The organism is Secundilactobacillus odoratitofui DSM 19909 = JCM 15043 (genome assembly GCF_001434895.1).
GTDB lineage: Bacteria > Bacillota > Bacilli > Lactobacillales > Lactobacillaceae > Secundilactobacillus > Secundilactobacillus odoratitofui.
This window is the reverse complement of the sequence record NZ_AZEE01000028.1, coordinates 279,813-300,765: the sequence shown is the minus strand read 5'-3', so window position 1 is coordinate 300,765 and position 20,953 is coordinate 279,813. Positions and strand designations below refer to the sequence as shown.

Annotated in this window: 24 protein-coding genes and 1 tRNA gene; 7 read left to right on the top strand and 18 right to left on the bottom strand. The window is 41.4% G+C overall.

Annotated elements, in window-relative coordinates; genetic code table 11:
- The first annotated feature begins 205 nt into the window (after positions 1-205).
- The 3 genes from FD04_RS06370 (at position 206) to FD04_RS06360 (ending at position 1,844) form a co-directional block, all read left to right on the top strand.
- On the top strand, positions 206-1,102 hold the full coding sequence (locus tag FD04_RS06370) for a biotin--[acetyl-CoA-carboxylase] ligase (protein WP_056947772.1): 897 nt from the start codon (positions 206-208) through the stop codon (positions 1,100-1,102).
- Between the two features lie 58 nt (positions 1,103-1,160).
- Positions 1,161-1,484, top strand: coding sequence for a heavy metal-binding domain-containing protein (locus FD04_RS06365; protein ID WP_056947770.1), 324 nt, complete (start codon positions 1,161-1,163; stop codon positions 1,482-1,484).
- A gap of 90 nt (positions 1,485-1,574) precedes the next feature.
- Complete coding sequence (locus FD04_RS06360) at positions 1,575-1,844, top strand: hypothetical protein (protein WP_054700019.1); 270 nt, start codon at positions 1,575-1,577, stop codon at positions 1,842-1,844.
- A 63-nt stretch (positions 1,845-1,907) separates the two neighbouring features.
- Here FD04_RS06360 and FD04_RS06355 read toward each other — a convergent pair whose 3' ends face one another.
- Positions 1,908-2,408 (bottom strand): AP2 domain-containing protein, encoded by a 501-nt coding sequence (locus FD04_RS06355; RefSeq protein ID WP_056947768.1) that lies wholly within the window; start codon positions 2,406-2,408, stop codon positions 1,908-1,910.
- A gap of 399 nt (positions 2,409-2,807) precedes the next feature.
- Between FD04_RS06355 and FD04_RS06350 the strand changes: the two genes are divergently transcribed.
- A tRNA-Arg gene (locus FD04_RS06350) sits at positions 2,808-2,881 on the top strand.
- A 524-nt stretch (positions 2,882-3,405) separates the two neighbouring features.
- Positions 3,406-3,564 carry a hypothetical protein gene (locus FD04_RS12460; protein ID WP_156660411.1) on the top strand — a complete coding sequence of 53 codons (159 nt, stop codon included), beginning with the start codon at positions 3,406-3,408 and terminating at the stop codon, positions 3,562-3,564.
- Positions 3,565-3,616: 52 nt separating this feature from the next.
- On the opposite strand, the gene FD04_RS06345 is transcribed toward FD04_RS12460, so the two are convergent.
- From FD04_RS06345 to miaA, 6 genes are all read right to left on the bottom strand, one after another.
- Positions 3,617-4,123 (bottom strand): dUTP diphosphatase, encoded by a 507-nt coding sequence (locus FD04_RS06345; protein ID WP_054700013.1) that lies wholly within the window; start codon positions 4,121-4,123, stop codon positions 3,617-3,619.
- A gap of 17 nt (positions 4,124-4,140) precedes the next feature.
- A complete protein-coding gene (locus FD04_RS06340; protein WP_054700011.1) occupies positions 4,141-5,073 on the bottom strand; it encodes a hypothetical protein in 933 nt (310 codons plus the stop codon).
- Complete coding sequence (locus tag FD04_RS06335; RefSeq protein WP_056947767.1) at positions 5,066-5,953, bottom strand: hypothetical protein; 888 nt, start codon at positions 5,951-5,953, stop codon at positions 5,066-5,068. Before FD04_RS06335 ends, FD04_RS06340 begins: the two co-directional genes overlap by 8 nt.
- Positions 5,954-6,112: 159 nt before the next feature.
- Positions 6,113-7,453 (bottom strand): type I glutamate--ammonia ligase, encoded by a 1,341-nt coding sequence (gene glnA, locus FD04_RS06330; RefSeq protein ID WP_054700007.1) that lies wholly within the window; start codon positions 7,451-7,453, stop codon positions 6,113-6,115.
- Between the two features lie 50 nt (positions 7,454-7,503).
- Positions 7,504-7,887, bottom strand: coding sequence for a MerR family transcriptional regulator (locus tag FD04_RS06325; protein ID WP_054700005.1), 384 nt, complete (start codon positions 7,885-7,887; stop codon positions 7,504-7,506).
- Positions 7,888-7,967: 80 nt separating this feature from the next.
- Positions 7,968-8,891: a tRNA (adenosine(37)-N6)-dimethylallyltransferase MiaA gene (miaA, locus tag FD04_RS06320; RefSeq protein ID WP_054700003.1), complete on the bottom strand. Its 924-nt coding sequence runs from the start codon at positions 8,889-8,891 to the stop codon at positions 7,968-7,970.
- Between the two features lie 104 nt (positions 8,892-8,995).
- Between miaA and FD04_RS12335 the strand changes: the two genes are divergently transcribed.
- A complete protein-coding gene (locus tag FD04_RS12335; protein ID WP_082603157.1) occupies positions 8,996-9,169 on the top strand; it encodes a DUF3042 family protein in 174 nt (57 codons plus the stop codon).
- 80 nt (positions 9,170-9,249) lie between these two features.
- On the opposite strand, the gene FD04_RS06315 is transcribed toward FD04_RS12335, so the two are convergent.
- From FD04_RS06315 to FD04_RS06290, 7 genes are all read right to left on the bottom strand, one after another.
- The gene (locus FD04_RS06315) at positions 9,250-9,663 is read right to left on the bottom strand and encodes a rhodanese-like domain-containing protein (protein ID WP_056947765.1); all 414 of its coding nucleotides are present in this window, start codon (positions 9,661-9,663) and stop codon (positions 9,250-9,252) included.
- 29 nt (positions 9,664-9,692) lie between these two features.
- Positions 9,693-10,667: an ROK family glucokinase gene (locus FD04_RS06310; RefSeq protein ID WP_054700001.1), complete on the bottom strand. Its 975-nt coding sequence runs from the start codon at positions 10,665-10,667 to the stop codon at positions 9,693-9,695.
- Between the two features lie 19 nt (positions 10,668-10,686).
- Positions 10,687-10,896 (bottom strand): YqgQ family protein, encoded by a 210-nt coding sequence (locus FD04_RS06305; RefSeq protein ID WP_054699999.1) that lies wholly within the window; start codon positions 10,894-10,896, stop codon positions 10,687-10,689.
- A 39-nt stretch (positions 10,897-10,935) separates the two neighbouring features.
- Complete coding sequence (locus tag FD04_RS06300; protein ID WP_056947763.1) at positions 10,936-11,607, bottom strand: rhomboid family intramembrane serine protease; 672 nt, start codon at positions 11,605-11,607, stop codon at positions 10,936-10,938.
- An 11-nt stretch (positions 11,608-11,618) separates the two neighbouring features.
- A complete protein-coding gene (locus tag FD04_RS06295; protein ID WP_056947761.1) occupies positions 11,619-12,164 on the bottom strand; it encodes a 5-formyltetrahydrofolate cyclo-ligase in 546 nt (181 codons plus the stop codon).
- A 55-nt stretch (positions 12,165-12,219) separates the two neighbouring features.
- Entirely contained in the window at positions 12,220-12,369 is a 150-nt protein-coding gene (gene rpmG / locus FD04_RS12330) for a 50S ribosomal protein L33 (protein ID WP_082603156.1), read from the bottom strand.
- A 229-nt stretch (positions 12,370-12,598) separates the two neighbouring features.
- Positions 12,599-14,611, bottom strand: coding sequence for a peptidoglycan D,D-transpeptidase FtsI family protein (locus FD04_RS06290; RefSeq protein WP_082603180.1), 2,013 nt, complete (start codon positions 14,609-14,611; stop codon positions 12,599-12,601).
- Positions 14,612-15,079: 468 nt separating this feature from the next.
- Here FD04_RS06290 and FD04_RS06285 point away from each other — a divergent pair, with 468 nt between their 5' ends.
- The gene (locus tag FD04_RS06285) at positions 15,080-17,734 is read left to right on the top strand and encodes a YfhO family protein (RefSeq protein ID WP_235805662.1); all 2,655 of its coding nucleotides are present in this window, start codon (positions 15,080-15,082) and stop codon (positions 17,732-17,734) included.
- A gap of 143 nt (positions 17,735-17,877) precedes the next feature.
- Here FD04_RS06285 and FD04_RS06280 read toward each other — a convergent pair whose 3' ends face one another.
- The 4 genes from FD04_RS06280 to udk form a co-directional block, all read right to left on the bottom strand.
- Complete coding sequence (locus FD04_RS06280) at positions 17,878-18,183, bottom strand: HesB/YadR/YfhF family protein (protein ID WP_054699998.1); 306 nt, start codon at positions 18,181-18,183, stop codon at positions 17,878-17,880.
- A gap of 1,146 nt (positions 18,184-19,329) precedes the next feature.
- The gene (locus FD04_RS06270) at positions 19,330-19,644 is read right to left on the bottom strand and encodes a hypothetical protein (RefSeq protein WP_056947757.1); all 315 of its coding nucleotides are present in this window, start codon (positions 19,642-19,644) and stop codon (positions 19,330-19,332) included.
- 66 nt (positions 19,645-19,710) lie between these two features.
- Positions 19,711-20,193, bottom strand: a complete 483-nt coding sequence (gene greA / locus FD04_RS06265; protein ID WP_056947756.1) for a transcription elongation factor GreA — start codon at positions 20,191-20,193, stop codon at positions 19,711-19,713.
- Between the two features lie 91 nt (positions 20,194-20,284).
- Positions 20,285-20,935 (bottom strand): uridine kinase, encoded by a 651-nt coding sequence (gene udk, locus FD04_RS06260; protein ID WP_056948206.1) that lies wholly within the window; start codon positions 20,933-20,935, stop codon positions 20,285-20,287.
- Positions 20,936-20,953: the final 18 nt, after the last annotated feature.

Below are 20,953 nucleotides of genomic sequence, written 5' to 3'. Positions count from 1 at the left end.
GCACCTCCTTCAAAACTATTTCAAACATCAAAGTATTTGATGGCAGTATCATATTCTAAAATCGCCTTTTTTGTCAACCCCGACATATAAATTGCTTTTTCAAGTAATTTTAATCTTTCAATTAGTAGTTCGACTATCAAAGCATCTACTTGAAAATATAAAATGGACGCGTATGATTATTTTAGAAATAAAAAGGATGAAGCTGATGAATTCAAATAATCTCCTGCAAAAACTTAAACAACAAGCGCCCTTGCCACTATTTAATTTGACTGAAACACATCACCGTCAATTATCAGAAAAATTAAACTTTTTGGACAAAAATACCGTATTTTGGCAAACGGATTCAGCACTTAATGACCAACTTGCGGCAGAGGTCCAACAACCAATAACACTCCAACACTTCGACACAATTGGGTCAACGAACCAGTACGCCAAGTCACTGTGTAATCAAATGAAATTAAACGCCCCTCACGTGATTGTGAGTGACCAACAAACCAATGGTGTCGGTCGCTACTCACGCCCTTTTGCAAGTCAGGATGGTGGCTTGTACGTCACCTTGATGATGCCAGACTTTCAAATCGAGACTGAGCAAATTGGCCTCTTAACAACCAGCTTAGCCATGGGCGTTTATGACGCAATTGGCGCAATCTTTAACCAAGAGGTGCAGATCAAGTGGGTCAACGACATCTACAATCTGGCCTATCAAAAAATTGCCGGAATTTTGGTTGAACGTGGCGCCAATCAGACACTCATCATTGGTGTTGGCATCAACCTTCACCAAGATTTGCCAGCTGAACTTGCCGGTATTGCCGGTAACTTACTTGCGAAACAGCCCTCATCGCAGGAACGACAGGCGTTCTTATGCCGTTTGATCCGTGAATTACTCATTGAGAGTCGTCAATTCGATCAAGGACGATTTCTTCCCCGCTACCGGCAACACATGCTATTGATGAATCGACAGGTCGAAGTAAAACTTGGCCAACAAACAATCAGTGGTGAAGTCACTGACGTCGACGATACTGGTCAGTTGATTGTGCTAGAGCAAGACGGACGCCAACCGCAGCGAATCAATGCCGGCGAGGTGGTAAAAATTTACTACTGAGAATTGGAATCTATGCTAAAATAAAGGTATTCAAAATGCTTGTAGGAGGGCAACTATTATGTCAACAATCTTGGTGTCAACCACGGAAAATATTCCTGGCCGTCAATACGAGATTATCGGGGAAGTTTTTGGTTTGACGACTCAATCTAAAAATATCGTGAGAAATATCGGCGCTGGCTTAAAAAATTTAGTTGGTGGCGAAATCAAAGACTACACTAAAATGATGATTGAGGCGCGTGACGTGGCCATCGATCGGCTGCGGCAAAACGCCAGTGAGCTCGGTGCGGATGCCGTGGTCATGATGCGCTTTGATTCTGGTTCCATTGGTGAAGACATGCAATCCGTTGCTGCTTATGGCACAGCCGTAAAGTTCATCGACTAGCCGCACACCCCTCTTGAATTCAAGCATTATGCACAGTTTCTTCAAAAAATTGCCGTATAATTAAAGTAAATCAAGAATGGGGTGATAACGATGACAGACCACAAGTTTGATGATCACACAGCCCAAATTGCAACCAGTACAGTTCTGCGGGCACTCAACTCAGCGTCAGCCACCAAGGATTTTTCAGCAGAGAGTAATAAGCAGTTTGCGACCGCCATTGCGACCGCACTTAACGATGAGACGGTCAAACGGTCTATCGCTCGTATTCTAGTTCAAGAAATTGATTACTTGAGAGATACCGATCCTGAAAAGCACTTACCGCATCATCATACGAGAACTTCGATTTTAAAACTTGATTAATCTAAAAAGCTGGTGAATGCAGTTAACGCATTCACCAGCTTTTTGATGGTTATCTTGATTCAACTAATTGACTTGTAATTCGTTTTCGTTAACTTGACTAGTTCGATGCCAGTAAATCGTTTCAGCTTGTTTCCGGGCTGCAACAGCTTCGGACTTCGTCTCGAAACTCTTCAGTAAAACGTACTTGCCTTGGTACATCAAACGTGCTAACCAACGATCGGTTGCCTTATCATAAGAAACACCGACGACACCAGAAGTGTTACGTGGTGATTCCTTCAACGAAGAAACCATGATGCCGTCCTCATTTCTGAGATTCTTGGCATTACCCATGTTCTTTGTAAAATCCTTATTATTGACATAACGTTGCCGTGCTAGTTCACGTCTCAGGCAGCCACAACTTCGAACGTAGCCACCACGTAGTCTAGAACCGTCAACGACCACAACATTACCACAACTGCACTGACACTCCCAAAGTAAATCGGCGTTTTTGGCGTCCTGACCTTTTTGGCGAATGACAGTTAAACGACCGTATTGTTTACCGGTCATTTCGATTTTTCTACTCATCGCGTCCCCATCCTTTTTTAATCGTTGTTGACGTCCCCCGTCATTAACGATTAAAGATATTAAAATGCCTATTGCCAAGTTCGTTAACTACCTCAACAATTTGGTATGACTCCTCCGTAAGGCACACCCAATTGTTATAACGAACTTATACATATTTTATCAGTGAAATTTTATGATTTCAATTGTAAACAGCCAATTTCGCACAAACTTTTAAAATAATTGTGATTATTTCACTAAATTCAAAGAATTGACGCCATCAGCTTGCCAAATGATTGTCATATTCAAGTTTGTAAAGAGGTGAATCCCGTTCAGCTCATGAAATGAAACGTGACGATTCAGCAAATCACGTTGACTTGATTACCCATTTAATTTATAATTATACATGTTATTTCGTATTTTGTAGCAATAGCTCAGCTGGATAGAGCAACGGTCTTCTAAACCGTAGGTCGAGGGTTCGAACCCCTCTTGCTACATATTGTTTTTAACGTATGGGACATAAATCGCTCAGGTCCCAGAAAAATACAAGAGATTATGGATTTCGAAATATAGGAATCCATAATCTCTTTTGGTTTCTTTGGCAAGATTGTATGTTCGGTTGGTAGTTCAGACTTCATAATTTGCTTGAACAATTGAATATTTCAGTTGCTTTCAAAATAAGAAATTATGCCGATATGATCAAAATCGATTTTATTCTCTGAACTAAACTTAAACCCTATCAAGCATTAGATTAGTACATTAAAATTAGATTAGTTAAAATCCGGCTTTTTCGAGCATCCAGCAAGTAGATTTCAGAGCCGCTCTAGGCTGATAAATCACTTATTGTATATAGAAACTAATTCTTTAATATCACTTGTTTACCATGATTATTTAGTTGTTCATTACATGAAAAATGTCAAAAAAATTAAACTTTACCAATTATTTACTTGCATTTTGTAAGTCATAAAACGATAATATAACTGTAACGTAATTGAAATCTTTTTATTTTGGAGGGATTGCGATGAACTTTATTTCATTCATTATCGTTTTATTTTTGATTGCTGGCGCTTGGGAATTGCACCAAAGCGCTAGTCGTCAACATGCTAACTCAAAACACTTCGTCGCCACCCCAAAACGGGGATATATGCAATTATTTGCGAAATTGCTTCACTTGAGTTAAAACAAAAAACAACTTCCATCGCAGGACTAGGCCAGTGATAGAAGTTGTTTTTTTATGCTTTTGGTTTAAATGTCGTCAGATAGGTGGTCTCGATTTGATCTTGATCAAAATGAAGATCAACCAATCCTAGTTTTAAAATGAGGTGCCAGGCGTGTTCAAAAGCTGCTTGTTGGCGTTCAAACAATGATTGATCCAAGAAGTGCTGTGTTGCCAAAAATTGCTGACTCAAACTCTTGGCAGGCCGTTTAGCAACTAAAGCTTTCAGTTTCTCATCGTCAAGAACGATAAGATGTGACCAAGTTTGCCTTGCCGCAACCCAGAAAACATGGTTCAGCACGTCAATATACTGCTTTAGCAGTGTCGCTTGGTCAACTTCTGGCACTGACTCACCGAGTCGATACCAACCCATTGACGAGGCCAACTCAGCTAAGGCGACGTTTAAACTGACATAGTCCATCCGCAGTCCCTCTTCAGGTCGGACTGCTACCTGATGTTCGTAATTAAACTGATTGCGAAATTGAATCGAGGTTTGCAACATGTTTGCGAGATTTAATGACATTTAAAAGCTCCTATTTTCTAGAAAACTAAACTATCAGAGCGAATTTGGAGATCATCCAAATTATCGAGATACCACTGACGTAAGAATGGATAAGCCAACAACACTTTAAACCAGGAGACTTGTTGGGCCTTGTCTTGGATAAGAATCCCCCATGCAGCGGCCCCAGTGGTGTTATGACTGACAATTTTCATCGTTACTTCTGGCGATAATTCTAGAATTGCGCCATCCTGGGCATGTTTAAGCATGTAGTTTTCTGAAGCAGCTGCCACGAAGAGCTTATCGACAATTTCACCTGATAAATCACTGGTAGTGAAGGCATAAAATTCGCTGTTGCTCGTATCGAGTAGATTAAAATCAACGTCGAAGCCAAAGTCTTCTTTAAGCGATTGACCGAACGCAATCAATAAATCAGTCGCAGCTAAAATATGTTCATCCTCTAATTTATCAAGGTAAGTTTCAACAAATAACTTGGTAATGGCACTACTATTCATCCGCATTAACTGACGTTTGAGGTTGAGATAAAATAAAACTTCGCCAGTAACTTGGTCTTGATAGTAAACACCACCAGTCGAGTCGTTAGCTGAACGAAAGGCAAATACCCCTAAATCACCTAGTGCAGTGAGTTGCTGGGTTAGGTGTTGGTCGCCTTCATGTGATTGTAAGGTAACCGCTGCACCTTGATCATGTAATTCAAGCAACCGGCTCATAAAAATCAAGTAGTAATCAGCGGCATTATATTGATGTGGGAATGTCACATAATCGCTGTCTAAAACAAATACAGATAACTCTTGGGCAGCTTCAACTAATGTAGCCGGATCCTTCGTGTTGATCAGTTGGTCCATAAGCGCCGTAAACGCTTGACCAGTTGCCAATCCCTCTTTAACCGCATCATTGTATGACAATAAACGACCACTGGTACTTAATGTCGATGGGTCATTCTCGTTAATCATCAGCGCTCACCTGCCCTCTGCCGATTAAACTGTTCAAGTAATCGGTGTACAAACTTTGGTTATGTGATTCAAAGTGTGAAAAGTCTTCAAAGGTTTGTTGGATACTTTGTTTTTCATAATTCAAAATGGTGTCTTCCTTTGAAAGACCTAAGATTTGTTCATCGTTTTCCTTGATTTGTTTGTTAGCATTCATTGAAGCTTCATCTTGATCGGCTAAATTAGAAAGTTGATCAACAATCGACTGACGTTCTTCCTTAACTTTTCCGGAATCCCAAGGCAACGTACTCTTTTGACTAACTTCTTTAAGTTGGTCGCGTAATTGATCTTTTTGATGATCACGTTCATCTTGCTGATCGATCAACTTCTGAAGTTCGGCACTCTTTGATGTAATCTCAGCGATATGATCAGTGTTGTAACGTTGGTTCATTGCTGATAATTCAAACGTGCGTTTCAACTTATTATATTCAGTTTCATCAAAGTTAAACGCCACGTTTAACACATCAAGTTGGCCAAACAAGCGACGGTCCCACCAGTTACCAAAGTAGATGTCAAATTCGCCGTCTTGAACCTCATCATAGTAGAAAAATGGGTATGTTTGGCCCAAATATTCAATTAAATTCTGACTCAAATAATGACTTAATTGCTGATGATCATTGGCGACCAAATCTGCCAACTCTTGCGTTTGAGTTGTTGCGCGTGATTTTTTAACTTCACGGTCATAACGCGTTTTGTCAATTAATTCATAAATTTGACGGTCGTCACGGTCGTGAAGCGCACGTTGAAGTGTTTCCAAATAATTAATTTTTTGAGTGATTGATGAATCTAACTGGGCTTGGCCCGGTGTAATTTCTTGGCGTGGTTCCTCACTATTACTTTGCATATTATCCCTCATTTACTTATTCTCACAGTATGTAACTAGTTTAATCTTAAATGAAAGTCACTGAATAATAAAGGTTTTGAGCTAAAATATCGTTAAAAAAGTTGACCCTCTCTCAGAAAGGGCCAACTTTTATTTCATTTAATCATCATTTTATTCGATTTAGTATAATTCGAGGTATTGATCACGTTCCCACTTAGATACTTGAGTACGGTATGCATCGTACTCCATGTTCTTAGCTTCAAGGAAGCTTGGGTACAAGTGTGGTCCTAAGGCCTTCTTCATGACGTCATCGGCTGCTAAATCTTTCAAAGCATTGTGTAAAGTGTCAGGTAAATTGGTGATGTGACTCTCGTTACGTTCTTCCGCATCCATGCGGTAAATGTTACGATCAACACTCTCCTCTGGCACAATTTTGTTCTTTAAGCCATCAAGACCGGCTTCAAGCACTGCAGCGATAGCCAGGTATGGGTTAGCTGCTGGGTCAACACTTCTCACTTCCAACCGAGTTGAAAGACCACGAGAATTAGGCACACGAACGAGTGGTGACCGGTTTGAACCTGACCAAGCAACGTATACTGGTGCTTCATAGCCAGGAACCAAGCGCTTATATGAATTAACGGTTGGGTTGCAAATAGCAGTAAAGCTACGAGCGTGTTTCAATAAACCGCCTAAGAAGTAGTAAGCATCTTGGGAAAGTTGCAGTTTACCCTTCTCATCGTAAAAGGCGTTACCGTCCTTATGGAATAATGACATGTTCAAGTGCATCCCTGAACCGTTGATGCCAGCCAGTGGTTTTGGCATGAAGGTCGCATACAGACCGAACTTACGAGCAACGGTCTTAACAACTAACTTAAAGGTTTGGATGTTGTCAGCAGCTTGTAAGGCGTCAGCATACTTAAAGTCAATTTCATGTTGGCCTGGTGCAACTTCGTGATGAGCAGCTTCGACATCGAAGCCCATTTCTTCAAGAGTTAAGACGATTTCACGACGGCAATTTTCACCTAAGTCCATTGGGGCCATATCAAAGTATGAACCTTGGTCATTCAAGGTCGTAGTTGGTTTGCCGTTTTCATCCATCTTAAATAGGAAGAATTCTGGTTCTGGTCCGATGTTAAAGTCGGTAAAACCAGCCTCACGCATATCATTCAAAACGCGAATTAAGTTGTTTCGAGGGTCGCCAGGAAATGGTTTGTGGTCTGGCGTATAAACTTCACAGATAATCCGTGCAATTTTGCCACGATCGCTACTCCAAGGAAAGATCATCCAAGTTGAGAGGTCTGGGTAAAGATACATGTCACTTTCTTCAATGCGAACGAAACCGTCGATTGAAGACCCATCAAACATCAACTTGTTGTCCAGCAATTTCTCGAGTTGAGAAATTGGAACTTCAACGTTTTTGATTGTCCCAAATAAATCAGTAAACATTAATCGTAAAAACTGAACATCTTCATCCTGCGCCATTTGACGAATATCGTCTTTGGTGTAATCGTGTTTTGGCATAAAATCGCTCCTCGAAAGATTATTGAAATCAACAGTGGTCAAAAATTAGGTTATTCAAGTGGTCGTTGCGAATGCAATGAAGTTGCCGAATGACGTTCGAAACCACTAATGTTAAGAAATTCATCGTGCAATATCCGCCTGACATCACTATCCGTCAGCGAATCACTCTTACGTTCAGCAGCCCGCTTTTCCTTTTGCGCATAGATGGCTTTAATTCCAGCCATGTTAATCCCATCATTCAAATAATCCTTGATTTCAAGCAACTGATCAATATCATTCAATGAATACATTCGCCGATTACCATCTGTCCGCTGCGGAATTACAAGACCCTGTTCTTCATAATAGCGAATCTGTCGAGCGGTTAACTCAGTCAAACGCATTACCGTACCAATTGGTAGTACTGACTTAGAACGTTGTAGTTCCTTCTCTGTCATTGCACTCACCTCCCTCTTGCATGGTTACATCATACCACTATCGAAAGAGCTGTCAAGGACTCATGTTATATTTTATTACATCAATTTTTAAGCCAGGTCAAAATGTCTGTACCAATTTGTTTTTGAGCCTGCTGATCTTCAATTAAATCGTACCAGTGTACTGGAATTTGATGCCTGAACCAAGTGAGTTGTCGTTTCGCATAGTGTCTGGTATCCAGTTTAATTTTATCGACAGCGGCCGCCTGGGTCAGTTGACCGTCAAAGTATTCAAATAGTTCTCGGTAACCGATGCCCTTGCCAGATTGCCACTGCCTCCCGCCTTGAGCATATAACTGCCGAGCCTCGTCAAGCAGACCCGTGTGCATCATTAAATCCACTCGCTGATTGATTCGTTCATATAAAACGGCACGGTCGGTATTTAAGCCAACGACGTAAGCGTCATACCGTGGCAATAACTCGGTTTGCTGCTCTGAAAAACGCGTCCCGGTGCGCTCGTAGACTTCCAATGCTCGCACGACGCGACGCTCATTGCTCACCGGAATATTTTGAGCTGCAGCTGGGTCCAATTCATTTAAGCGTTGCCATAATGCCGTTTGCCCTTGTTCAGTCGCAAATTGATGCCACTTTTGCCGATTATTTTCAGTTTCATCGTAATGATCACCACCCAAATTCATCTGGTAAAGTAGCGCCTTCAGATAAAAACCGGTACCGCCAACAATAATTGGCAAGCCACCGCGATTGGTAATCTCAGAGATTAGTTGGGTTGCTTCAGCAACAAAGTCAGCCACTGAATACCGTTGATTGACGTCTCGGATGTCAATCAAGTAATGCGGAATACCTGCCCGTTCGTCTGGTAAAATCTTGGCTGTGCCAATATCCAAGCCACGGTAGACTTGCATTGAGTCACCTGAGATAATTTCACCATTAAACTGCTTGGCGAGTTGTAATGACAGTGCCGTTTTGCCCACTGCGGTTGGTCCGATGATCGCCAGCACTTTTTTCAATTTCATCACTCCATGATATTTTTTAATTTACTGGATATTTAACGTTAAAACCTGCATAATGTAGTTAACAAATCATATTTTAACCTGTTAGGGGGCCTTGTACAATGAAGCATTTTGTAAAGGGATTTTTATTTGGTACAGTTGCTACGATTGGCGCAGTTGCCGGCGCAGCACTTTCATTTAAGAAAAAAGTGGTTGAACCAATCGAAGACGAAGAAGAACGCTTAGAAGACAACCGAAAGCGCGCTGCTCGTAAGAGTCGTTCAGCACATCATTAAAACAGGTATGAATAAAGCAGCTAGGACTAATATGTCCTAGCTGCTTTTTGATGCGACGCTCTTAATTTGATACGTATCAATTAAACGCTCGCTTTTTTGGTCTTACCATCCCAACGGGCATAACCAGTTTTGAGGATGTAGATATCTTCGTAACCGTTTTTCTTTAATAGAATTGCGGCACGGGCACTCATTTCTTTACCTTGATCATAAAGATAAACGGGAAGGTCCTTACGAATCTGTTGGTAAAATGAACGCATTGTTGAATACGGAATGTTGCGGGCACCTAGAATGTGGCCAGCGTCAAAATCACGCTTTTCACGAACGTCGATGACTTGGGCCTTGCGCATTCCTTCCTTGAAGGTTTTCTCATCAATTAATTTAGCGGCTTGATTGCGTTGGTAGACGCCATAGAGACGCCAAAGCGCAAACACAACCAGTAAAATCAACAAGATGATAGTGTAAAGTGTCATAGTTGACATTGCTACAATTGCCATGTGTATCGTCCTTTCAAACGGAAAATTAATTAGGCACGTGCATTTTCAAATCTTAAAGCTAATGATGAAGCACCAATGGCCCCTGCATCGTTGCCAAGTTGTGCAAGTTTAAGCCGAGTTGAATCACGAACGGCTGGGAAGGTGTTTTCTTGGAAGTAACGCGTAGTTGGTTGTAAGAGCGTGTTACCGGCTGCTGATACACCGCCGCCAATGATGATGTTGGCTGGGTTCAAAATGTTAGCACTGTTAGCCAATGCTAAACCAAGGTAGAACGAAACACGATCAACGATCCGGTTAGCCAAGATATCACCATTATCTGCTAGGTAAACGACCATCTTTGAAGTCACTTCTTCGTGGTTATCGAATAATTCCTTCAAACGTGACTTACCAGTAAATTCAACGGCCATGTCACGTGCAACGTGCACGATACCAGTAGCAGAAGAGTACTGTTCAAGACAACCGCGCTTGCCACAAGTACATTGATATCCGTTAGGTTGCACAGTAATGTGCCCAAGTTCACCGGCACCGCCATTGATTCCGTGGAGCAATTGACCGCCAGCGATAACACCACCGCCAACGCCAGTACCCAACGTTACAAAAATAACATCCTGATCTTTTTCACCGGCACCCTTCCAAAATTCACCAAGAGCAGCAACGTTAGCGTCGTTTTCGAGCACTAATTGAAGACCAAGTTCAGCTTGAATCTGATCGCGAACGTGTTGCGTCGTTTTCCAGTTCAGGTTGAAGGCCCCAATCACCGTACCGGCTTCAATATCAACGGCACCTGGTGTACCCATGCCGATACCCATAAATTGATCCTTAGTGTAACCTGAATCCGTCATTGTTTTTTTAAGTGATGCAATGATGTTAGGTACGATATGCTTACCTTCATCGCTAACATCGGTTGGGATACTCCACTTTTGCATGATCTCACCTTCGCGTGATACGAATGCGATCTTCGTGGTTGTACCACCTAAATCAATACCAATCAAACTCTTTGCCATGAACTTTGTTCCTCCAGACTTATTTCGTGTTCTCACGTGCTTCTTCGAGACGGTGTTCGTGTGTTAAAACGAGTTTTGCGTGTGCGAACGTCGCATGGTCAATCAAGTTAGCGTCATGCAAATGATCCAACTCTAACGCCATCACTTCAATATCCCATAATCGCTTGCCCACGTAGACGTAGACGCCGAACTGTTTTAGCAATTGTTGTACATCATAGAGCGTTTTCATTTCGACATCCTCCAATTCCTCACACAATCTTCTATTATTTTACAACGTAATGCCATAATAGTATAGCCCAATAATCATCAGAATGGTAACGATTACAGAAAAAATTCGTTTTATGAAACTGATTTGACCTATTTTCGGGACACCGACAATGTATCCGGCCAGAAAACCGATGATAAGCCCACCGATATGGCCTGCCAAGTCGATACCAGTTGACAGAAAACCAAAGACTAAGTTCATCGCGATAAACAGTAAAAACGTCTTGGTCATTTGGCGAATATAGGGGTTTTCCCAAAATGATTCACCAAGCATCAAAAAGGCACCAAAGAGGCCAAAAATGGCCGTACTTGAACCAGCGGAAATGGCGTTGGGATTAAAGGCAAAACTAGCAAAGTTACCGCCAATACCTGATAGCAGGAAAATCCCCAAGAAACGCCAGTGCCCAAAGATTGCTTCGATTTGATAACCTAAAAAGTATAGCGTCACCATATTCAGTAGCAGATGTTCAAAGCCGGCGTGTAGGAAAACCGGTGTAATAAACCGCCACCACTGACCATCTTGAATCAAAACGTTAACCTTTGCACCAAATTCAATTAGGACGTTTGAATTACTGGCACCACCGGCAACTGTCTCGGCACCATAGACTAATACCATGATGATGATCAAACCAACTGTCATGTAAGGCCCTGCTAACCACCGTTTAACTTGTTGCATACATTGCCCCCTTAGTGACTTGTTATGACGTGTTGTACCAAAATATCGTGATCATAAACCCGCCATTTTGGTGTTTTAAAGACTTGTGCATCAAATGCAACAGTCACAGTCTTACCTTGATAATCTGCTAGGAAGCGATCGTAATAGCCCCCACCAAAGCCGAGTCGTTCGCCCGAATTGGTAAAACCAAGTCCCGGGACCACCACTAGATCAATCTGGTCTTTAGCAACTGGAGTCCCATTTTCAGGTTCTAAGATACCAAAACTAGACTTAGTGAGTTGAATGGCGTCAGTTAGTGGCACAAACACCATTTGTCGATCCGGAAAAGTTTTTGGAATCACAATTTGTTTGCGGGCCTGTTTTGCGGCCTCAATAATTGGTGCCGTATCAAGCTCAAAACCAGTTGATAAGGTCACGGCAATCGTTTGACTGCGTTCCCACTCTTTAGAGGCAAATAAACGCTCATATAAGGTTCCTGCTTGGAATTGTCGAACGTCATCGGGCATATTTGATAATGACGCAATGATTTGTTCGCGGACTGCTTTTTTGGTTGCCATCCTCTCGCTCCTTCATGTTTAAAATAAAAAAGGCGCAGGCTCATCGCCTATGCCTTTATTTTGTTTCCTTGTGTAATGTCACCTTGTGTTGACGTGGGCAATACTTGTTAAGTTCTACCCGGTCAGGGTTGTTACGACGGTTTTTACTTGATAAGTAGTTTTGTTCGTGACATTCGGTACATTCTAACGTAATGTGTACGCGCATGGCTTCTGACCTCCCTACGTATTTAAGATTTGGCATAAAGCCTTAACTCGTAGTATTTTATCATTTATTCAGAATAATTACCAGCCTAATTATCATATTTGTTAAGTAAATTTACTTTACAGCTCTAAAAAATGGTTTAGTATCGCACTCAAAGGTGATCATCAGCAAAAAAACTGCCCGTCAACAGACGAACAGTTTTGTGTAGCTTGTCGTTTATTTAAACCGCAAATTAGTAACTAGAGCTTGAAGAACTTGTCGAATTAATGGTTGAGGTTGACTGAACCATACTCCAATATGCAGAGTAAATTTGTTTGGCCAACTTCATGTTATTATCTTCGGCGTTGTAGTTCAGGTTTGGCATTGCAAGTGCAACGACGACTTGTGGATGCGTCGATGGTGCGTATGACGCCAAACTCAAGGTGACGGTCTCAGTCCCCTTATAGTAGGTTTGGGCAGTCCCAGTTTTAGCCGAAATTTCAGGCTTGATTGAGGACAACTCGCCACCAGTCTTATAAGTGTTGGTACCGTGCACCACATCGTACAACCCTTCAGTAACCAATCTACGTTGAGCTGCCGTCATGTCAATTTCGTTTAACACGGTTGGTGTCACAGATGCTTTAACTGCACCCAGACCACCGCTTTTACTCGTACCACGAATTGATGATAGCAAATGTGGCTGGATTCGATAACCACCGTTGGCAATGGTTGACATATATTGTGCAACTTGCATGGTCGTATAAGCATCGTAGTTACCAAATGATTCGTCTAAGGCGTTCCCAATGTGGGCTTTAGAACTTGAACCGGCAATCCCAGTTGTTTCACCTGGTAAGTCAATGCCAGTTTTGACGCCCAACCCAAATTGGTTGAAGTAACCACGCAACTTACTAAAAATACTTGTGCTCATCGTCAATGCCGCACCTGAAGTGTAATTGAAGTTACCTTCCTTCATGGCCAGTTGCATCATGTATGAGTTAGAAGAAACTTCCAGCGCTGTTGAAGCGTTCACTGCCATATTGGCGCCACCATTCTTATTAAACCATGATGCCTTTTTAGTGCCACCAACGGTAATTGGCATATCGGTCAAGGTGTTGTTGGATGGTGTGATGACACCGTCCATCAAGGCACCAGAAATCATGGCACCTTTAACGACTGACCCCATGGTGATTGAACTATTGATCGTACCTAATGCATTGGTCGTCACTTTTCCAGTTGAAGGATTGCGATCGACCCCTGCCATACCGATAACTGCACCGGTGTTAGGATTCATCACAACAGCATAAACCCCAGTAGAATCGCCACCAGCACCAGCTTCAGCTGAGCGAACCAAACTTTGAAGTTTCTTTTGGAAGCCAGCGTTGATGGTTAATTGTAGGTTATCACCCTTCTTACCACCGTACTTTTTGACTTCCTTCATGATCTTGGTCCCTGAAACTTCCACATCCGTCTGCGACTTAGTTCCTCGTAGAACGGATTCATACTGTTCCTCAAGGTAACTTTGACCAACAGAATCATTACGTGAGTAGCCTTGGGCAAGGTATTGGTTAACTTTACTATCTGGTAACCCAACCTTTTCCGATGAAACGGTACCCAAGATACTCTTCAATGAACTGCCGTACGGATAATCACGTGTCCAACTGGTACCAACCTTGACCCCCGGCATTTCGCCTAAGTGTTCACCAACTTCAGCCAGTTCCTTACTCGTTACACCGGTTTCTTTGATGTAAGTCGTTGAAAGTGAATAAGCACCACTCATCTTGGCATAAATCATCGCATTATTGGTTTGTTGTTTAGTTAACTTAAATTCGGATGGATGTGCGTAGATATATTGAAGTTCCTTATCCGTTGCAGCCGAACTGGTCATGTTATCGATACCGGAAATATGGGACTTGACCTTATTTAGTCGAGCTGATGAGGCTAAGTAATAATCAGCCCGGTTACGTTTGGTCAAACTCCCCGTTGGCACCGTCAAATATTGACCAAGTCGATTGGCAATTTTGTACATATCACCCGAAAGTACGTTAACGCCTTTGGTATAGCTAATAGCTTGGTGGGTTTTATTACCAACCAAAACCCGACCAGTTGAGTCGAAAATCATCCCACGTTGGACGTTGTTGGTTTCGACTGTACTATCTGTTCGATTAACTTCGGCTTTTAACTGTGTGCCGTGGAGAATCTGTAAATAAGCTAATTGTGCAATTAACGCGGCAAATAAAAGACCCACAATAATGAATAAAAAATTCATCCGAAATGGAATTTGAGCTGTTGTGGATGATTTATTGCGCTGCGTTTGGTGTTGAGTAAATCGACTAAAGAAATTTTTCAATGTCCTGAACGCTCCTTATCTAACTTCATTATTCTAACAGAATTCACCTAACGAAACCATTCACCTTGAGCGGTTTTAAAACTTTTTATGCTTTTTTAGGAATGAAATTGTTTAACACCTGTGCAACTGGCGTGCTGGTGGGTACTTCTGATACTGGATGCACCCGTAAATTTGGATTGAACCTCAGAAAAATGGCACCTAATTAGTCGTATTTTACATATTGACGTTTAAAATTCAGTCAAACCTGGCGATTATTCAAAACGATTGAAATGATTCTTGCTATAATGAAATAATTAGCGAGTAGTCTCACCTGTGTGAAATCGGTTCGTCAGCACTCAAGGGTGAACGATTGATCAACAATGATACTAGATTATCGGAGGTTTGTTTTTGAAAGCACTTATTCGCACCATTCGACAACACGAAAAACTAACGTTGCTGTCGTTAAGTTTTTTGATACCAGCACTTATAATGGGTAGTTATTTTGCATATCGTCACATGGCCCCCTTTGGCAACTCAACGTTATTAACGGTTGACTTAGGTCAGCAATACGTCGATTTTTTTGCCTATTTCCGCCACACCTTGCTGAACGACCCAAGTGGGCTGTTTTATACCTTTCAAAAAGCTTTGGGGGGTGAAATGTTTGGTGTCTGGACTTACTACTTATTAAGTCCATTCAACCTGATTTTATTGGTTTTTAGCGATCATAACTTACCAACGGCCATTTTTTGGCTAACGGTATTAAAGTACGGCGCTGCTGGGCTAAGTTTTGCTTGGCTTTTGATTAAAACCAAGGTGCAGCCCCATTTGCCAGTTTTAGCTTTTTCAACCAGTTATGCGTTGATGGGCTGGATGATTGCCAACCAACTCAATTTAATGTGGTTGGATGCCATTGTTATTTTACCACTGGTTATTTGGGGACTCATGCAGTTGATGACCATTGGGCGCATGCGCTTTTATGTCGGTTGGCTGGCTGCCCTACTAATTATTAACTACTATATGGCTTATATGGTCTGCTTGTTTACCGGTTTGTTCTTCTTGTGGCGTTGGTTGGCTAACTGGACGACATTACGTCAAGGTTTAATTCAACTTAGACGCTTTATTGTCAGTTCATTGCTGGCTGGTGGCATCGCTGCGGTGACCTTACTGCCAACATGGTATGCATTGAGTTTAAGTAAAACCAAGTATACTCAAACTGACTGGTCAGCCAAGTTTGAATATTTTCCAACCAAAATGGTTGCCAAGTTTTTCCTCGGCAGTTTCAATTTCAACCAAATGCCTAAGGGAACGCCAAACCTATTCATTGGTAGTATTGCGATTTTAGGCGCACTACTCTTTTTTATGCAAAAAAAGCAACCCCGTCGGACGCGCTGGTTGGCGGGTGGCGTCACGTTAATTTTGGCACTATCGCTATGTTTTGAACCGTTGGACTTACTTTGGCACGGCATGCAATTTCCAATTTGGTACCCCTACCGATTCTCTTTTGTCGTAAGTTTTTGGTTGATTTGGTTGGCGGCCAACACACTTCAACCAGATTTTTCACCAAAACTCTGGCAAATTGGCATCATTACCTTGATTGTTGGTATGGTCATCGCCTACGTTTGGTTAGATCTCAAACAATTTAGTTTTTTGAGCCGTAACCAAATCGTGATTGGTGGTCTGTTATTCGTTGCCGCGGGTTGCCTGATTGCCCTACCGAATAAAAGAACCTGGGTTTATCAGTTGGCCTTTGTGAGTTTTGCAATGATTGAATTGACCAGTAATGCAGCAACCAGTTTAAACCACATTAGCTACGTAACTGAACCGGAATATCAAAATTACCAACAGGTTCTGGCTAAACAAGCCAAAGCGGTCACTTCCTCTGATCAAAGTTGGTATCGAATGACACCAACGTTCATGCGGACTAAAAACGACCCACTGTCCGGCCAATTCAATGGCGGTTCGGTGTTCTCTTCTACACTTGAGAAGAGTATGCCGACTTTTATGGGTAACATTGGCGAACCAGATGGCGATGGGTTTGTCACCTATACGAATGGCACGCTCCTGAGCGATTCACTGTTGAATATGCGGTATTTCTTAAACCAGCAATCTGCATCGAGCTCAGCGTCATCACCGCTATCGTCAAGCATTGTTAACACCGTTTCAACCCGGGCTGATTTAGCCAGTTACCAAAAAATACGTCAGGATGGCTTGATTGCCACCTACAAGAACCAAAATGCCTTACCACTAGGATTTGTTGCTAGCAATCAAATTACAACGTTGAAAAATACCACTAAGGACCCAACTCAGTACCAGTCTAACTTGTGGGCGGCGCTTACCGGCCGTTCAAAGGATCGACACTTATTTACCGCGTCGAACTTTAACCGGGTCGTCTTCCAAAACGTCAAGCAACAAACTAAGTTAACTGGCGCAATTCTTCAAAAATCAAATTTGGTTAAACCTGGTGTCATCACGTTTTACTTCACGCCACAAAGCAATGACGCCTACTACTTGACGCTAGGTGCGAATATGAACGATGATAACGTCACCATCACGATGAACAACCATACGTTAAGTCAGTACCCAACCTACCGCAACACGGTTGTGGTCAACGTTGCCAATCACCAAAAAGGTAAACAAATCAAACTGCAATTAACGATGAAAAAGGGCTCATTATGGTTACAAAATTTCACACTCTATCAGTTCAATAACCAACAGTTCCAAACAGGCGTGAAGCAGCTCAATCAATCACCACTTAAAATCACAAGTTATAACGAAAGTAGTCTCACGGGTAACGTCACGATTAAGTCTGCTCATGCCACACTGATGACAACTGTTCCGTACAGTAAAGGCTGGTACGTCACCGTTGACGGAAAACGTGCCAAACCGATTCAAGTTGCTGGCACCTTCATGGCCCTGAAGTTAACTAAAGGACAGCATCAGATTCAGATGCATTACTGGCCACCCCTTTTTAACCTCGGTTTACTTGTTTCGTTAGTTAGTGTTGGTCTGTGCATCACCATCTACTGGTGGAAGCGGAAAACTTCGTTGACCTCTCGATTTTAAGTTTTACGTAGCCACTGACATTTGATTTTAAAAATATCATTTCTAGAATGATAAATAGCGCATCATAAGGGTCTTATACGCCCCTATGATGCGCTATTATTTTCACAGAGAATTCCACGAGTTATTTTTGAACGCCATCAGAATCAAAGCTCGTCATTTTCAACGTAATTATACTGAGGACTATCCGCACTTGCATCGTAGTCAATCACTAAATCATAGCCTTTAAAGAACCAACGATCATCTTCTTGAACAAAGTAATTAACGCCATCCTTTTGGGCAATGGCATATGGTTTATCTGGATGGTCATCAGGTGTTAACGCCAGTGAAAAGCCATCATGAACGGGTGTTTTGCCGTAAACTTTACCATAGAAGCGAACGCCTCGACCATTAGAAAGGCCCATCTCGTCTTGGAACCACTTACTTGCTTGATCCGTTACAGTAATTTTCATGAATACATTCTCCTTCTGCATGGTTGCGCTTTCATTATCTTCATTTATACATTGAATTTCACAAAAAGGCAAGAAATCAACGCCATTCATTTCACTTAGAGACTGATAAAGGCTTTAAAGCAACAATATGACAACAGCACAGCTAAATTTCCACGACGGATATTTACTTTTCAAAATATGATAAGTTGCAGTCTGAGCGACTGTTGAAAATGAGCATAAGACAATTAAACCTATACTAGATTTTTTCATGAACATCACTTCCAGCAATCAAGTTTACTTTTTTTCTTTGCTTGCAAAAGAAATGCGTAATCAACTTATCAAGCAATAGACTAAATAACTGTACAAAATAAATTTAAAAAATTATAATTAAAAAGTTACTGCAGGTAAACGCGAGTAGCTGTAACACTACGATATAAGTTACAGTTGATAAATTCAAAAGCCAGCAAAATATAGGATGTGTAACGTTGGCATTAAATACTAAGTGAGGCAAAAAATTATGAAACTTCAATCAATTTCATCTTTAATCTTCTTTGCAGGACTGATTATTTTAATCAATTCAACGACTTGGCCTTTTAAAGTGGCCGGGAGTGCGTGTCTGATTATTGGTTTCATCCTTGATAACCAATTTTTCGGACATTTTAAAAAGTAACAGATCTTTGCAACACATTGGATAAGTGCTGGGACAAAAGTCTCGCCTAACAATAAAATAAACCGTAGAATCCTATAGTTTCGGATTTTACGGTTCATTTTTTGCTGGCGTGAAGTTTTTGTCCCAGTTCCTTTATAACCAATCATAATTGCAAGTTAAGGTTAACTTACCGTTAATTTAATAACCTGCAGCAAAGGCTAATGCTATCAATATTGGCAGAAATAAAAAAATAGGAAGTAGCATGCCTAAAATAAGACATAGAATTAGATTTAGGTTTGTTTTGCAGAGGCGATAAATAAGTAAGTCAACACACATAAAATAAGAAAACGAGATTAGTCCAATTGTAAAATGATGAGTTGGCCTAAAAAAGTTTAACCCGATTGCTAAAACTAACGCAGTACCGGCTATTATTTGCATAATACGAGACGATTTATGGGTAAACTGTGTAGCAAATCTTTCTTTTATTGACTTCATATTAATCATGATTAACTCCTAATCTATTGGTGGATCATCCCTTTATATTTCCAGCCCCGAAATTTGACAACTCTCCCGGTTTTAAAATGCTTAATATTTTCATCAAGGACTAATTTTACAACCTTACCTAATAAAAAATTAAGGGTGGTGGCCGCAACACCGCCAGCTGGTCCACCAGCAAGAGACAATAAAGCATACATAGCTACTGAGACAGCAGTGTTTGCTGGTAGATTTTTTAGCCAATTTAGCCAATGGGCACTTAAATAAATATCAACATTACCTTTTTTAGCTGATCCATGCCAAACTATTTTGGTCTTACCTGCGGAACGAGTGTACATACAATAAAAGTCGCTCCTCATCGAGCGACTTTTTATGAATTAAGCTTTATAAGTTTGTGAAATTTCTTAGGCTGATTGAACGTCTAAAATTTTCACTTTCATGTCACCCGCTGGAATTGCGATTGTGACTTCTTCATCAATGCGGTGGCCCAATAAGGCCTTGGCGATTGGTGAGTCGTTGGAAATCTTACCTGACATTGGATCTGCTTCAGCAGCGCCAACAATCGTATATGATTCTGGTTCTTCATCAGGAAGTTCTTTGAAGGTGACCTTTTTGCCAACAGTGACTTCATCTTTATCAGTCTTGTTGTTGTCGATCACTTCTGCATATTGCAACATGTGCTCAATCGTCTTAACTCGACTTTCAAGCATACTTTGTTCGTCCTTAGCTGACTCATATTCTGAGTTTTCGGAAAGATCACCATAACTTCTGGCGATTTGAATCCGATTGATGACTTCTGGACGTTTGTTTAATTTTAAATCTTCAAGTTCTGCTTCCAATTTGACCTTACCATCGGCGGTCATTGGATACGTTTTTTGTTCAGCCAAAATAGCACCTCGTTACACTTAATTATTTGTCTGTCGCCTACAATATCATGGCAAACCCATTCATGCAAGCACATTTAACATAAATTACAATTTATTCGTGACGCCCATTCTTTTTTTGTAATAAGATTGAGCGAATTTTAGTGGTTAATAAATCAATCGCCACTTGATTCTCGCCACCCTCAGGTACGATCAAGTCGGCGTACCGTTTAGTTGGTTCCACAAACTGATGGTACATTGGTTTCACCGTAGTTAGATATTGATCGATGATGCCGTCTAAGTCACGTTGACGTTCCTTAATGTCTCGTTCAATTCGCCGAATAATGCGAATATCATCATCGGTATCAACGAAAACTTTGATGTCCATTAAATCACGTAAGCGCTCATCGTCTAAAATCAGGATGCCTTCAACAATGATCACGTCTTTAGGGTCTTGATGCACGGTTTCTGGGCTTCGAGTATACTTCGTGTAATCATAGACTGGCACTTCAATGGACTGGTTCTGTCGAAGCTGTTGCAATTGTTGGACAAGTAAGTCCGTGTCAAAGGCTAACGGGTGATCATAGTTAACGGCCTTGCGTTCGGCCATCGACATCTCGGCCTGATCGTTGTAATAAGCATCTTGCTGCAGAATCATGATCGATTCGTTGGCTAATTCATCATAAATTGCTCGACTAACAGTGGTCTTACCACTACTTGAACCACCTGTAACACCGATGATCACTGGTTTTGATTGTGCTGACATTTTAAACATTATTCCCTT

Bases quoted from the DNA above. Each gene is read 5' to 3' on its own strand.
- FD04_RS06290 (WP_082603180.1), bottom strand. From the start codon at position 14,611: ATGAATTTTTTATTCATTATTGTGGGTCTTTTATTTGCCGCGTTAATT.
- udk (WP_056948206.1), bottom strand. From the start codon at position 20,935: ATGTCAGCACAATCAAAACCAGTGATCATCGGTGTTACAGGTGGTTCA.
- FD04_RS12335 (WP_082603157.1), top strand. From the start codon at position 8,996: ATGAAGCATTTTGTAAAGGGATTTTTATTTGGTACAGTTGCTACGATT.
- FD04_RS06355 (WP_056947768.1), bottom strand. From the start codon at position 2,408: ATGAGTAGAAAAATCGAAATGACCGGTAAACAATACGGTCGTTTAACT.
- FD04_RS06325 (WP_054700005.1), bottom strand. From the start codon at position 7,887: ATGACAGAGAAGGAACTACAACGTTCTAAGTCAGTACTACCAATTGGT.
- FD04_RS06305 (WP_054699999.1), bottom strand. From the start codon at position 10,896: ATGAAAACGCTCTATGATGTACAACAATTGCTAAAACAGTTCGGCGTC.
- FD04_RS06360 (WP_054700019.1), top strand. From the start codon at position 1,575: ATGACAGACCACAAGTTTGATGATCACACAGCCCAAATTGCAACCAGT.
- FD04_RS06340 (WP_054700011.1), bottom strand. From the start codon at position 5,073: ATGATTAACGAGAATGACCCATCGACATTAAGTACCAGTGGTCGTTTA.
- FD04_RS06295 (WP_056947761.1), bottom strand. From the start codon at position 12,164: ATGGCAACCAAAAAAGCAGTCCGCGAACAAATCATTGCGTCATTATCA.
- FD04_RS06345 (WP_054700013.1), bottom strand. From the start codon at position 4,123: ATGTCATTAAATCTCGCAAACATGTTGCAAACCTCGATTCAATTTCGC.
- rpmG (WP_082603156.1), bottom strand. From the start codon at position 12,369: ATGCGCGTACACATTACGTTAGAATGTACCGAATGTCACGAACAAAAC.
- FD04_RS06335 (WP_056947767.1), bottom strand. From the start codon at position 5,953: ATGCAAAGTAATAGTGAGGAACCACGCCAAGAAATTACACCGGGCCAA.
- FD04_RS12460 (WP_156660411.1), top strand. From the start codon at position 3,406: ATGAACTTTATTTCATTCATTATCGTTTTATTTTTGATTGCTGGCGCT.
- FD04_RS06365 (WP_056947770.1), top strand. From the start codon at position 1,161: ATGTCAACAATCTTGGTGTCAACCACGGAAAATATTCCTGGCCGTCAA.
- glnA (WP_054700007.1), bottom strand. From the start codon at position 7,453: ATGCCAAAACACGATTACACCAAAGACGATATTCGTCAAATGGCGCAG.
- FD04_RS06270 (WP_056947757.1), bottom strand. From the start codon at position 19,644: ATGTACACTCGTTCCGCAGGTAAGACCAAAATAGTTTGGCATGGATCA.
- FD04_RS06315 (WP_056947765.1), bottom strand. From the start codon at position 9,663: ATGGCAATTGTAGCAATGTCAACTATGACACTTTACACTATCATCTTG.
- FD04_RS06310 (WP_054700001.1), bottom strand. From the start codon at position 10,667: ATGGCAAAGAGTTTGATTGGTATTGATTTAGGTGGTACAACCACGAAG.
- FD04_RS06370 (WP_056947772.1), top strand. From the start codon at position 206: ATGAATTCAAATAATCTCCTGCAAAAACTTAAACAACAAGCGCCCTTG.
- FD04_RS06300 (WP_056947763.1), bottom strand. From the start codon at position 11,607: ATGCAACAAGTTAAACGGTGGTTAGCAGGGCCTTACATGACAGTTGGT.
- FD04_RS06280 (WP_054699998.1), bottom strand. From the start codon at position 18,183: ATGAAAATTACTGTAACGGATCAAGCAAGTAAGTGGTTCCAAGACGAG.